This window comes from Thalassovita sp. (assembly GCF_965218685.1).
Classification (GTDB): Bacteria; Pseudomonadota; Alphaproteobacteria; order Rhodobacterales; family Rhodobacteraceae; genus Thalassobius.
Map to the genome: position 1 here is coordinate 3,316,284 of NZ_OZ244657.1, position 12,920 is coordinate 3,329,203.

At 61.5% G+C, this 12,920-nt stretch carries 13 protein-coding genes; 4 read left to right on the forward strand and 9 right to left on the reverse strand.

Features of this window, described 5'->3' with window-relative positions; genetic code table 11:
• The 3 genes from ACOQOQ_RS16435 to ACOQOQ_RS16445 form a co-directional block, all read right to left on the reverse strand.
• Positions 1-369 carry a dihydroorotate dehydrogenase gene (locus tag ACOQOQ_RS16435; protein ID WP_420568055.1) on the reverse strand — a complete coding sequence of 123 codons (369 nt, stop codon included), beginning with the start codon at positions 367-369 and terminating at the stop codon, positions 1-3.
• Complete coding sequence (locus ACOQOQ_RS16440) at positions 362-946, reverse strand: RNA polymerase sigma factor (protein ID WP_420568056.1); 585 nt, start codon at positions 944-946, stop codon at positions 362-364. The genes ACOQOQ_RS16435 and ACOQOQ_RS16440 overlap by 8 nt, the downstream gene beginning before the upstream one ends.
• A 75-nt stretch (positions 947-1,021) precedes the next feature.
• The gene (locus ACOQOQ_RS16445) at positions 1,022-1,594 is read right to left on the reverse strand and encodes an EF-hand domain-containing protein (protein ID WP_420568057.1); all 573 of its coding nucleotides are present in this window, start codon (positions 1,592-1,594) and stop codon (positions 1,022-1,024) included.
• Between the two features lie 252 nt (positions 1,595-1,846).
• Here ACOQOQ_RS16445 and ACOQOQ_RS16450 point away from each other — a divergent pair, with 252 nt between their 5' ends.
• Positions 1,847-2,233, forward strand: coding sequence for a DUF983 domain-containing protein (locus ACOQOQ_RS16450; RefSeq protein ID WP_420568058.1), 387 nt, complete (start codon positions 1,847-1,849; stop codon positions 2,231-2,233).
• Between the two features lie 21 nt (positions 2,234-2,254).
• Positions 2,255-2,962 carry an NUDIX hydrolase gene (locus ACOQOQ_RS16455; RefSeq protein ID WP_420568059.1) on the forward strand — a complete coding sequence of 236 codons (708 nt, stop codon included), beginning with the start codon at positions 2,255-2,257 and terminating at the stop codon, positions 2,960-2,962.
• On the opposite strand, the gene ACOQOQ_RS16460 is transcribed toward ACOQOQ_RS16455, so the two are convergent.
• From ACOQOQ_RS16460 to ACOQOQ_RS16470, 3 genes are all read right to left on the reverse strand, one after another.
• Positions 2,925-3,824 carry an EamA family transporter gene (locus tag ACOQOQ_RS16460; RefSeq protein ID WP_420568060.1) on the reverse strand — a complete coding sequence of 300 codons (900 nt, stop codon included), beginning with the start codon at positions 3,822-3,824 and terminating at the stop codon, positions 2,925-2,927. The two genes, ACOQOQ_RS16455 and ACOQOQ_RS16460, sit on opposite strands and share 38 nt — an antisense overlap.
• A gap of 71 nt (positions 3,825-3,895) precedes the next feature.
• Positions 3,896-4,942 (reverse strand): aldo/keto reductase, encoded by a 1,047-nt coding sequence (locus ACOQOQ_RS16465; protein ID WP_420568061.1) that lies wholly within the window; start codon positions 4,940-4,942, stop codon positions 3,896-3,898.
• A 91-nt stretch (positions 4,943-5,033) separates the two neighbouring features.
• Positions 5,034-5,465, reverse strand: coding sequence for a hypothetical protein (locus ACOQOQ_RS16470; RefSeq protein ID WP_420568062.1), 432 nt, complete (start codon positions 5,463-5,465; stop codon positions 5,034-5,036).
• Between the two features lie 192 nt (positions 5,466-5,657).
• Here ACOQOQ_RS16470 and metG point away from each other — a divergent pair, with 192 nt between their 5' ends.
• Positions 5,658-7,370, forward strand: coding sequence for a methionine--tRNA ligase (gene metG, locus ACOQOQ_RS16475; protein ID WP_420568063.1), 1,713 nt, complete (start codon positions 5,658-5,660; stop codon positions 7,368-7,370).
• Between the two features lie 73 nt (positions 7,371-7,443).
• Positions 7,444-8,979: an acetolactate synthase large subunit gene (locus ACOQOQ_RS16480; RefSeq protein WP_420568064.1), complete on the forward strand. Its 1,536-nt coding sequence runs from the start codon at positions 7,444-7,446 to the stop codon at positions 8,977-8,979.
• A gap of 68 nt (positions 8,980-9,047) precedes the next feature.
• On the opposite strand, the gene ACOQOQ_RS16485 is transcribed toward ACOQOQ_RS16480, so the two are convergent.
• The 3 genes from ACOQOQ_RS16485 to glpD all read right to left on the reverse strand — a co-directional run bounded on the left by ACOQOQ_RS16485 (position 9,048) and on the right by glpD (position 12,695).
• Positions 9,048-9,557: an alkylphosphonate utilization protein gene (locus tag ACOQOQ_RS16485; RefSeq protein ID WP_420568065.1), complete on the reverse strand. Its 510-nt coding sequence runs from the start codon at positions 9,555-9,557 to the stop codon at positions 9,048-9,050.
• Positions 9,558-9,621: 64 nt separating this feature from the next.
• Entirely contained in the window at positions 9,622-11,112 is a 1,491-nt protein-coding gene (glpK, locus tag ACOQOQ_RS16490) for a glycerol kinase GlpK (RefSeq protein WP_420568066.1), read from the reverse strand.
• A 38-nt stretch (positions 11,113-11,150) separates the two neighbouring features.
• A complete protein-coding gene (gene glpD / locus ACOQOQ_RS16495; protein WP_420568067.1) occupies positions 11,151-12,695 on the reverse strand; it encodes a glycerol-3-phosphate dehydrogenase in 1,545 nt (514 codons plus the stop codon).
• Between the last annotated feature and the right edge of the window lie 225 nt (positions 12,696-12,920).

The following is a 12,920-nucleotide window of genomic DNA, read 5'->3' on the forward strand; positions in this document are numbered from 1 at the left end:
CTACCCCTCGGTCAGGGTGAAATCATAAGAGGGCATCAAATCGACCAGATAGAGATCCGAGCTGGTGCCCAGCAGGTTTTCGGTGGTTGTTTCAATGGCGCTGGGCGGGTTGACCCCGATCCACAGCCCCGCCACGCCAGCAGTAGCCAAACCGGCCATGGCGGGCCAGCCTCCGACCGCCGCAGAAAACTGACGGAACCAAGACGCGCGCGGACGCTGGGGCGCTGCGGCAGCGGCTGCCTGCGCTTGCAGGGCGTCCTGCAGCACGCGCTCCATGAAATCAGGCGCAGGTGTTGCGTCCTGGGAACGCGCCTGAGCGAACAGGTCATCCAGCACGAAAAGATCAGAATTCTTGTCCATCTCAGCCATCGGTATACCCCAGTTCTGCGCGCCGGTCGGCCAGAATACCGCCAAGCGAACGTTTTCCTCTTGCGGTCAGACTTTCAACCGCCTCGGTGCTAATCCCCATGATCTCGGCGATCTGTGGATTTGCCAGCCCTTCGATATGGCGCAGCGTCACCGCCTGCTGCTGCCGGTCCGGCAATTGCGCCAAAGCATCCCGCAACGCGGCCATCCTGGCCTGCTGCTGCAATGCACCCTCGGCGCTGATCTGGTCATCCTCGGGTTCGGGAACCGAGTCCAGATCAACCCCCCGCCCCTTGCGCAGGCGGTCGGTACACAGGTTGGCAACCACGCGGTACAGCCATGTAGTTACCTTTGCTTCGCCCTGGCGCCAGTCGGGTGCGATCTTCCACAGGCGCAACATGGCTTCCTGAGCAACGTCCTCGGCCTCGGCCCGATCGTTCAGCATCCGCATCGCCTGCCCAAAGGCCCGAGGTGTCAGCCGCACGTTCAGCGCGCGCGCGGCATCCGGATCACCGTTGGCAAAAAGCACCAACAGCGCATCATCGGAAACATCCGCGAAGGCGTCAAAGGGCATGGTCATCGTCCTTTTGCCGTATCCTTTCGGCGTGCGCCGGGCAATCCCTGCCCGGCGCAATCTTTGTGAAATCCGGATGGATTATTCGGCGGGCATCGGGCGCTGACCAGCCCCATAGCTTTGACCCTGGCCCTGACCTTTACCGGGGCCGAAACCTTCACCGTGACGCATCATCTTGCCTTCTCCATAACCGTGCCGTTCCATACGTTTTTGCAGCTTGGCGAATTCCTCGGCCGAGATTGCCCCGTCCTCGTCAGCGTCAAGACGGTCAAACATCCGACCTTTCTGCATCGGCTGCATTTCCTCGAAGCTCAGCACGCCATCGTCATTGGCGTCGCGATCAACGATCATGTGCTTGGCGCGTTTGGTCATGCGCTCGGCCTGCTTGGCCTGCATGAAGGCGGTGATTTCCTCGGCGCTCAGGGCACCATCACCGTTGGCATCCTGCTCGTCAAAGCGTGCCTTGGCATGGGCAGCGATCTCCTCGGGCGTGATCTTACCGTCCGAATTTGCGTCGACCTCTTCGAAGTTGAACATCGGGCCGCGCGGGCCGTGGTGCCCCCCCATGCGGTCCTTGCCAAAGGCCATTGCGCTGCCTGCGCCAATGGTCAGGGTCAACACCGCAGCGGTCGAGATCAGAATTGCACGTTTCATGTTGTCTTCTCCAGTTTTAACCTTGCTCGAGAAACCGGCCCGTTGGCCTGTTTTCTGATCACTAAACGGGGGCCGCCGGGGTTTCCGTCGGCAAAAATGCAAAAATTCGAATAGTTCACGCCCCTGTGAACGCCATTTGAAAATCGCCATTCCTCACAGATTTGCGACATCGGGACGCAAGGACAAAGCGTCGGCTTTAAATTGTTGACAGTGTTCCCCACTTTATCCGGTCTATGGATACGCGAGGGAACCATGACTGACACCGCCTACATCGAGGAGCGCGCGACCTGGCCGGCACTTGTCAACGGCTGGAAACGCAAGTGCCCTTCTTGCGGCAACGGGCCAATGCTCAAGGGCTATCTGTCCGTGCGCAAGGCCTGCCCGGTCTGCAAGGAAGAGTTTCACCACCACCGTGCAGATGACGGCCCGGCCTACCTGACGATTTTGATCGTGGGCAAGATCATGGTGCCTTTGATGTTCGTCGTCTTTCAGACCTGGCGACCCGATCCGCTGATCCTGTTTACTATCTTCGCTATTGGCACCGTGCTGATGTCGCTCTACCTTCTACCTCGGTTGAAGGGGGCCACGATCGGGTTCCAATGGGCGCGTGGAATGCACGGGTTCGGTGGAACGGGTTAGGCCTCCTGCGAGGGAGGAACTATGACTATTGATAAAACCGCGCTTCGCAACGCGGCCACGGTGATCGTGTTGCGGGAACGGACGACAGATCCACATGTTTTGATGGGACAGCGTGGGGCCAAGGCGGCCTTCATGCCCAACAAGTTCGTGTTTCCAGGCGGCGCCGTGGATGCCGAAGATGCAGGCATCCCGCTGGCCTCGCATATGCCGGATGTATGCCGTGAACGTCTGCGCGAAGATGCGGCCGAGGACCTTTCGCACGCCCTGTCCGTCGCCGCGATCCGCGAGCTGTGGGAAGAAACCGGCCTGATCCTGGGCCAGAAAGGCGAATGGGACATCACCCCGCCTGCCGATTGGACCAGCTTTGCCGCCACCGGCCATCTGCCCGCCGCTCATCCGCTGCAATTCGTGTTCCGGGCGATCACGCCACCGGGTCGGCCCCGCCGCTTTGACGCTCGGTTTTTCCTGATCGACGCGGACGAGATTGCCAGCGACCTGGACAATTTCGACGCGGCCTGTGACGAGCTTTCTCATCTGCAATGGATCCCGCTGCCCAAGGTACGCGAGTTCGATCTGCCTTTCATCACCGAGGTCGTTCTGGCCGAGGTCGCCGCCCGCGCTCACGACATGACACCGCCCGAAAGCGTGCCCTATTTCAAGAATAATGAAGAGGCAAACCTGTTCCTGCGCCTTAAAGGAGTAGGACCAATGACAGGACGCTCGCACTGATCAAAACGATCCCGGTGACCTCGCGCCGGGATATTTTTTCCTTGAAAAACAACATCGAAGCCGCGATCGAGAATATCACCTCAACCTGCCCAACCGCAAAGACATAGGCCGCGTTCATTAGCGTGAAGGCGGTGAACCACCCAAGCGAGCCCCCCAGCGAGGCAAGCCCCATCCACACAGAGGTACGCCACGATCCCAGCACTCGGGTAAATTCGCCCGGTTCGCGCCAGCGCAGCCACAGACCCAGGCCCAGCGCCTGCGTGGTCGTCACGCAGCCCAGCGCCACCAAGGCCCGCATCAGCGGATCGTCACTGGCCACCTCTAACGTGGCGCCACGATAGGCCACGGCGGACACGGCAAAAAACGCCCCTGACAATACTCCCAGCCCGGCGCCCTTATTCAGGAAACGTTTCAGGCCCGCCGCTTGCCCGCCCTTCTGGTCTGACAGCACCAGCACCCCGACCAGCCCCAACAAGATGGCCACCAATCCCCCGACCGAGATCCGATCACCCAGAACGATGAACCCCACCAGCGCGGTCTGAACCGTCTCGGTTTTCTTGAACGTGATGCCGACCGCGAAATTGCGCTGCGCAAACAGCACCACCACGCACCAAGTGGCCAAAATCTGCGCGATCGCACCGGACAGCGCGTAGGGCACGAACCAGGCCCCAACCGCAGGCAGACCCTGCCCTTGCCATGACAGGTAAGCCCCCGCCATGATCACCACGAAGGGCGCCGAGAACAAAAAGCGCGCCAAGGTCGCCCCACCCGCAGACAAGCTGCCCATGGCCAGCAGTTTTTGCAGCATGAACCTGAGCGTTTGAAACGCCGCGGCCGCAATGGAAATCAGAACCCAGCTCATGCTTGCTCATCCAATCAAAAAGGCCGGGACACATGCCCCGGCCGTTCGGTAATACGCGTAAAAGGCATCCCTTAGAAGGGCATGGGATGCGCCTTGTGCACTTTGTCCAGCTCGGCCAGAACGTCGGCGCTTAGCGTTACATCCGCCCCGTCCAGAATATGTTCCAACTGCGCCAAAGAGGTCGCCCCGAAGATCACCGAGGTCATGAAAGGCCGCGTACAGCACCAAGCCAGCGCCATGTGCACCGGATCCAGACCGTGGCGCGCGGCGACATCCAGATAAGCCTGTACCGCGGGATAAACTCGATCTGTGTTGCGTCCGCCCAATTCAGGCACAAGCGTTTTGCGCGATCCGTCAGGAAGTGCTCCACCCTGATACTTGCCGGTCAACAGACCTGCGGCCAGAGGCGAGAAAGACAACAGGCCCACGTCCTCATTCGCGGTCATCTCGGCCATGTCGGTGTCAAACAGGCGGCACAGCAGCGAATATTCGTTCTGAACCGAGGCAGGGCGCGGCCCGCCGATACGCTCGGCCGTCATCGACCACATGGTGCAGCCCCAGGCGCTTTCGTTGGACAGGCCAAAGTGGCGGATGTTGCCCTTTTCGACCTGGACTTTCAGCGCCTCCAGACATTCCTCCATGTTGGCCACGGTTTTTGCGCGCGACTGACGGGACGGATCATAGCTCCAGTTCTTGCGGAACATATAGCTGCCGCGGTTCGGCCAATGAAACTGGTAGAGGTCGATATAATCCGTCTGCAAGCGCCGCAGCGAGCCCTCGATCGTGCTGGCAATTGTTTTCGCGGTAATCGGGGCGCCATCGCGAACGGCCTTCAGCCCCTCGCCGGAATGCTTGGTCGCCAGAATGTAATCCCCCCGCCGCGCAGGGTTGGCCGCGTGCCAAGTGCCGATGATTTCCTCGGTGCGGCCCACGGTTTCCTTGGACACAGGGTTCACCGGGTACATTTCGGCCGTGTCCACAAAATTGATCCCGCGCTCCAGCGCCATGTCGATCTGGGCGTGGCCCTCGGCCTCGGAGGTTTGGGTGCCAAAGGTCATGGTACCAAGGCACAGTTCGGAAACCTGCAATCCCGTACGGCCCAACGAATTCATCTGCATGTAAAAATCCTTTGCTGCTGAACGGAACATACCCCGGTCAGCGCAAAAGGCCAGCCGGGGCAGTAAGTCGTTTCAAAGTTTTAAAGCGCGCTTACGGGCGCACGTAGGCAAAGCCCTGCTCTTGCAGTTGAACCAGGCGCACGACGCCGGAAGTGACCATTGTGGCCTCTTCCATCAGTTCGATATTCTTACCTGCTTTCTTGCTCATCTTGCGGTGAGTGTTCCCACAAGCGGCAAAGGTCAGTTTTTCGTTGGCAAGAGACATGGTTTTGATCCGGTCAGAGACCGGGCTTTTTCCGGCGATCAGCATGTTCAGGCCGGGCCCGTAGGCAACGACCTCGATGGTCACTTCATCCCCTTGTTCGGCGTAATAGGCCGCAACGTTTTCAACATTGTTCAACGCCATATTCATGACTTTGGCGTCTCCGCTGTTCACGTGGACAGCAATGTTGTGCATGACACCTTTGGCCCAACCGGCGGCGGGTGCTAAGGCCAGCATTGCAGCAAATACTAGTTTTTTCATGCGATATCCTCCCTATTCGCAAGCCTCACCATACACGCGAATATATGAATGCAAGAATATTTTTTCTTTTGCTGGTGTCTGCGCTGATGCTGCGCGGAACGCTTTGCTTTCGCCAGAACGGCTCATGGGTGCTGGAACACCCGTGTTCCTTGCGCTAAAGGAGGCATCAAACGCATCGAAGGGCAAGCGCATATGGCACGTCATCTGATCACCTCGGCAATCCCCTACATCAACGGGATCAAGCATCTGGGCAATCTTGTGGGCTCGCAGTTGCCGGCGGACCTTTTCGCCCGCTACCAGCGCGCGCGCGGCAACGAGGTTCTGTTCCTTTGCTCGACCGACGAACACGGCACCCCCGCCGAACTGGCCGCCGCCAAGGCCGGCCAGCCCGTCGCCGAATACTGCGCCGAGATGCACGAGGTTCAAGCCAAGATCGCCGATGGTTTCCGCCTGTCCTTTGATCATTTCGGCCGCTCCTCCAGTGCAGAAAACCACGCACTGACGCAACATCTGGCCGGCAAACTGGCCGAGCAGGGCCTGATCCGGGAAGTCACTGAAAACCAGATGTATTCCAAGGCCGATGGCCGCTTCCTGCCCGACCGCTATATCGAGGGCACCTGCCCCAACTGCGGTTTCGAAAGCGCCCGCGGCGATCAATGTGATAACTGCACCAAGCAGCTGGACCCGGTCGAGCTGATCAACCCGCACTCCACTATCTCGGGCTCGACGGATCTGGAAATGCGCGAGACCAAACACCTGTATCTGTGCCAGTCCAAAATGAAGGACCAGCTGGAAGAGTGGATCGACACCCGCGAGGGCTGGCCGGTTCTGACCACCTCGATCGCCAAGAAATGGCTGAACGACGGCGACGGGCTGCAGGATCGCGGCATCACCCGTGATCTGGACTGGGGCATTCCCGTCAAGAAGGGCGACGCGGACTGGCCCGGCATGGAGGGCAAGGTTTTCTATGTCTGGTTCGATGCTCCCATCGAATATATCGCCTGCGCTCAGGAATGGGTGAATGCGGGCAAGGGCGACGACTGGGCCCGCTGGTGGCGCACCGACAAAGGCGCCGATGACGTGACCTATACCCAGTTCATGGGCAAGGATAACGTGCCCTTCCACACGCTGTCCTTCCCCGCCACGATGCTGGGTTGCGGCGAGCCGTGGAAGCTGGTCGACTACATCAAATCCTTCAACTACCTGAACTATGATGGCGGCCAGTTCAGCACCTCGCGCGGGCGCGGTGTGTTCATGGATCAGGCGCTGGAAATCCTGCCCGCTGATTACTGGCGCTGGTGGCTGCTGAGCCACGCCCCCGAAAGCTCGGACAGTGAATTCACCTGGGAAAACTTCCAAGGCTCCGTCAACAAGGACCTGGCCGACGTGCTGGGCAACTTTGTCAGCCGGATCACCAAGTTCTGTCGCTCGAAATTCACCGAAGCCGTGCCCGAAGGCGGCAGTTTCGGTGACGCCGAAGAGGCGCTGATCGCCGATCTGACCACCAAGATCCGCGCCTATGAGCAGTTCATGGAGGACAAAGAGGTCCGCAAAGCCGCGCAGGAATTGCGCTCTATCTGGGTGGCGGGCAACGAATACCTGCAAGCCGCAGCCCCGTGGTCGACCTTCAAAACCGACCCCGAACAGGCGGCCGCACAGGTCCGTCTGGGCCTGAACCTGATCCGTCTTTACGCCGTTCTGTCCGCGCCCTTCATCCCCGATGCCTCGGCTGCGATGCTGGCCGCGATGCAGACGACCGACGACAGCTGGCCCGATGACGTCCCCGCCGCGCTGAGCGCCCTGCCAGCTGGCCACGCCTTCACCGTGCCCGACGTGCTGTTCGGCAAGATCACGGACGAGCAGCGCGAGGACTGGCAGGAACGGTTCGCCGGAGTGCGGACCTAACGACCTGACGGCACGCTTGGCCCCAGCGCAGAAACATGCAAACTCCCTTTCGGAAACGAGAGGGAGTTTTTTCATGAACGGCGCAGAGGCCCTTGTCCAAAGCCTGCTGAACGCAGGCATCGACACATGTTTCGCCAATCCCGGCACATCCGAGATGCATTTCGTCGCCGCTCTGGATCGTCACCCGGGGATGCGCTGCGTTCTGGGCCTGTTCGAGGGCGTTGTGACCGGCGCCGCCGACGGCTATGGCCGGATGATGGACAAACCCGCCGTGACCTTGCTGCATTGCGGCCCCGGCCTGACCAATGGGATGGCCAACCTGCACAACGCGCGCCGTGCAAATACCCCCGTGCTGAACCTCATTGGCGATCAGGCCGACAGCATCGTCGCGCTGGACCCGCCGCTGACCGCGGACACCACCGCGCTGGCGCAAACCCTGTCTATCTGGACTCGCCGCAGCAACGATCCGGCCCGTGTGTCCGCCGACGCGATGGAGGGTATCCGCGCCAGTATGGAAGCCCCCGGCGTGGCCTCGCTGATCCTTCCCTCGGATGCGGCCTGGACCGAAGGCGGCCAAACCGCCGACTACCTGCCCCCCGCCGCCCCCACAGGCCCCACTGGCCTGGCCGTGGACCGCGCCGCGCAAATGCTGAGCAACGGCAAGAAAACCGTGCTGCTGCTGTCCAACCGCGCCCTGCGCGAGGCCCCGCTGGAAATCGCTGGCCGCATCGCCCACAAAACCGGCGCGCGCCTGATGACCCTGTCGCAAATCCCCCGCCTTCAAGCGGGCCGCGGCCGTGTCCCGATTGAACGTATCCCCTATAACGTGGACCTCTCGATCAAGACCTTGGCCGGCACCGAACAGATCATCCAGATCGGTGCGCGCGAACCGGTGAACTTCTTTGCCTATCCCGGCAAACCCAACACCCCGATGCCCGAGGGCTGCACCTGCCATATGGTCACCCGCCCCGATCAGGATCACCTGGCCGCGCTGGATGCCATCGCCCAGGCCGTCGGCGCGAAAACGGCTGCGCCCGAGCCGCAAACCCCCGACCACGGAACCCCGACGGGCACGCCAACCCCCGAGCTTCTGGGCGCGGCCATCCAGCAAACCCTGCCGGAAAACGCGATTATCGTAGACGAAAGCGTCAGCTACGGCCGCGCGCTTTTACCCTCGTTCTGGACAGCCGCCCCACATGACTACCTTCACCTGAACGGTGGCTCGATAGGCCTTGGCATCCCGATGGCCACCGGCGCCGCTGTGGCCTGCCCTGACCGGCGGGTGGTCGCCCTGCAAGCCGACGGCTCCGCCCTCTACACCCTCCAAGGCCTCTGGACACAGGCCCGCGAAGGGCTGAATGTCACCACCGTGATCCTGTCAAACAACAGCTACGCAATCCTGCAAGGCGAGATGGCCGCCGTCGGGGCCACGATGGGCGCCGCCGCAGACGAACTTTTCAACCTCGACCGCCCCGTACCCGACTGGCTCTCCATCGCCAAAGGCTTCGGCATCCCCGCCACCCGCGCAGAAACGATCGAAACCCTGATCGCGCAAATCAACCGCGCCAACGCCACCCCCGGCCCAAGCCTGATCGAGCTTCTGATCTAAAACCCGCTTCTTTGCTCGCAATTACTCCGGGGTGAATGCGCGCAGCGCAGAGGGGCAGCGCCCCTCGCTCAGGATTTTTTGACAAACTGCGTCAGGATCACGATGCGCTGGCCCTCGACACGGCCCTCGATATGATCGGCATTGTCCGATACCAAGGAAATATTGCGCACTGCCGTGCCCCGCTTGGCGGTAAAGCCTGCCCCTTTGACCGACAGGTCCTTGATCAACACAACCGTATCCCCCGAGGCCAGAACCGTCCCGTTTGAATCGCGGTGGACAACGTCCGGCTCGTCGCTTTGGCCGGCCTCGGCCCAGGCCAGCACCTCGGGCTCCAGATAGGCGATGTCCAGCAGGTCATTTGCCCAGGCGGCGTCCAGTTTGTGCAGCAACCTCCAGGCCAGAACCTGAACGGCGGGCTCAGTACTCCAGATCGCGTCGTTCAGGCATTGCCAATGGGGGCCGTCCACGGGTTTATCGCTGACCCCTTCGGCGCAGGTCTGGCACAGCAGGACCGTCTCGTCGCGCGGCAGAACAGAGGTTTCGGTGGCGTCGCTGGCGCCGCAAAGCTGGCAGGTCATGAGGGTCTCCAAAGGTTATGCCGCCCTTATTGCTGCTTGCGCCGGGCCTGTCGAGCGAAACCTCTCAGACCTGCATCGCGGCGCTTACGGCGCGTTTCCAGCGGGCATAGGCAGCGTCACGTTCATCCGCTTTCATGTCCGGCTCAAACCGGCGCTCGGCCTGCCACTGAGCGGCAAAGCCAGCCTGATCGGGGTATATCCCCGCGTGCATACCCGCCAGCCAAGCGGCGCCTTTGGCCGTGGTTTCAAGCACTTGCGGCCGGTCAACCGGCGCACCCAGAATGCCCGAGAGGTACTGCATCGCCCAATCCGAGGCCGCCATACCCCCGTCAACCCGCAGCACCGTACTGGCCGCGCCGGGCCAATCGGCCTGCATCGCCTCCAGCAGGTCACGGGTTTGCAGACCAACGCTTTGCAGGGCCGCGCGGGCAAACTCGGCCGGCCCCGAGTTGCGCGTCAGTCCAAACACCGCCCCGCGCGTCTCCGGTGACCAATAGGGCGCCCCAAGGCCGGTGAAGGCGGGTACGATCACAAGGTCTTGTTCGGGATCCGCGGTTTCAGCCAGATGGCCTGTCTGGCTGGCCTTTTCAATGATCCCCAACCCATCGCGCAGCCATTGCACCACCGCTCCGGCAATGAAAATCGCGCCCTCCAAGGCATAGGTCCGCTGCCCGTCCAGTTGATAGGCCACAGTGGTCAGCAGACGGTTTTCGGACAGAACCGGCGTGTCCCCGGTATTGAGCAGCGCAAAACAACCCGTTCCATAAGTGGATTTCATCATCCCCGGCTGAAAACAGGCCTGCCCGATGGTCGCAGCCTGCTGGTCCCCTGCGACCCCCAGAATGGGCGTCTGCCCGCCCAGCAACGCGGTCACGCCATAGTCGGCGGCGCAGTCCTTAATCTGCGGCAACAGGGACATGGGAATATCCAGCAATTCGCATATCTGCGGGCTCCAATCGCCGCTGTGCAGATCATACAACATGGTGCGCGCCGCGTTGGTGGCATCGGTGGCGTGCACACGGCCCTCGGTCAGTTTCCAGATCAGAAAGCTGTCAACAGTGCCAAAGCGCAGCTTTCCTTCCTCGGCCCGCGCGCGGGCACCTTCGACGTTATCCAGCAGCCATTTCAGTTTCGTGGCCGAGAAATACGGATCCAGCAGCAGGCCCGTGCTTTTCCGGATCATGTCCTCGTGTCCGGCGTCGCGCAGTTGGGCGCAAATATCGGCGGTGCGCCGGTCCTGCCAGACAATGGCGTTGTGCAGGCATTCTCCGGTTTCGGCATCCCACAGCAGCGTGGTTTCGCGCTGGTTGGTGATGCCGATGCCAGCAATGTCGGCAGCGCTTAGGCCAGCCTGCGCCAGCGCGTCCCGGGCCGAGCGGCACGTGGTTTGCCACAGGTCTTCGGGGGCGTGCTCGACCCAGCCCGAGGCGGGAAAATGCTGGGCAAATTCCTCTTGCCCGACAGAAACCACCTGCATCTGTGCGTCAAATACGATCGCCCGCGAGGACGTCGTTCCCTGATCCAGCGCCAGAATATAGCCTGCTTGCGGTGCCATCTTGTGCCCTCCCTCATACGTCCAATCTGGCGCAGAAATCAGGCGGGGGCCAGTCTTTCGCTAAGGAACTTGGCAACCCCTTCGATTTGTTCGGGCGTCATCACCAGCCCCAGTTTCGAGCGCCGCCACAGAACGTCCTCGGTGGTGCGGGCGAATTCGTGGGTGACCATCCAGCGCAGCTCGGCCTCGGACAGGCCAGCGCCGAAATCACGGCCCAGATCAGCGCGGGTTTTGGCGTCACCCAGTATCCCGGACGCGTCCGTGCCATAGGCCCGGAACATCCGTTGCGCATCGCGCGCGCTGAGAAAGGGATAGTCAGCCCTCAGGGCATCGGTACGGGACGCGGCCTGAGCCACGGGAAAATCGCCACCGGGCAAGGGCGCGCGAGCGGTCCAAGCCCCAGACATCCGGGGAAAGCTGGGTGCCAGTTTCTCCAGCGCGTGCTCGGCCAGTTTTCGATAGGTGGTGATCTTGCCGCCGAACACCGACAAAAGCGGCGCGCCATCGCTGTCCAGTTCCAACACGTAATCCCGCGTCGCCGCCTGCGCCGCACTGGCCCCGTCATCATAAAGCGGCCTGACCCCCGCAAAACTGTGAATAATATCATTCTCTGTCAGAGGCTTGGCCAGATAACGGTTGATGAATTCCAGCAGGTAATCACGCTCTGCTCCGGTCAGGGTCGGGGGTGTGTCCGGATCTTCGTGGTCCATGTCCGTGGTGCCGATCATGGTAAAGTCCTGCTCAAAGGGGATGGCAAATATGATCCGCCCATCGGGCCCCTGCAGGAAATAACACCGATCATGATCAGCGATACGCGGCACTAAGATATGGCTGCCCCGCACCAACCGCACCCGCGCGGCCGAGCGAACTCCGGTCTGGCCCAGAACCTGCCGCACCCAGGGGCCAGCAGCATTCACCAGGGCGCGGGCGCGATATGTGCCCTGATCGGTCTCAATCACCCACAGATCGTCCGCACGCCGCGCCGACAGCACCCGCGTGCCCACCATGATCTGAGCACCCCTGGCCTGAGCGTCGCGCGCATTCAGAACAACAAGGCGCGAATCCTGCACCCAGACATCCGAATATTCAAAAGCGCGGGCAAACTGCGGTTGCAGCGCATCCCCCGCGGGGTCTTCGGCCAAGCTCAGGCTGCGGGTCGGCGGCAGCATTTTCCGGCCGCCCATGTGGTCATACAGGAACAGACCCATACGGATGATCCAGTCGGGGCGCCGCCCCTTCAGCCAGGGCATCACGCGGCTAAGCAAACGCGAGGTGGGTGTCTCGCCCTCAAACCGCATATCGCGCGAAAGCGGTAGGACAAAGCGCATCGGCCAGGCGATATGAGGCATGGCGGCCAGCAGGTGCTCGCGCTCGATCAGGGCCTCGCGCACAAGGCGGAATTCAAAATATTCAAGATACCGCAGCCCGCCGTGGAACAGTTTGGTCGAGGCAGACGAGGTCGCGCCCGCAAGATCGCCCTTCTCGGCCAGGGCCACGCGCAAACCCCGCCCGGCTGCGTCACGGGCGATGCCGCAACCATTCACGCCGCCACCGATCACGAACAGATCGTAAATGTCGTCCATCTGTCTCTCCGTGGGCTCAGATCTTTTCCTACCTGCGCCGCTGCACCGCGCCGGTCAAGCAGCGCGCAACGTCATCCACGCAGGTTTCACGAAACTGTCACCGTGCGCGCCCAGACCCGAATGATTAAAAATTAGGCGACACGCCGGACCCTGCCAACAATTTAGACGCCTCTCTCTTGTACATCCTGAATTGGCGTCATCAAATCGAAACACTTTCAACTCTCG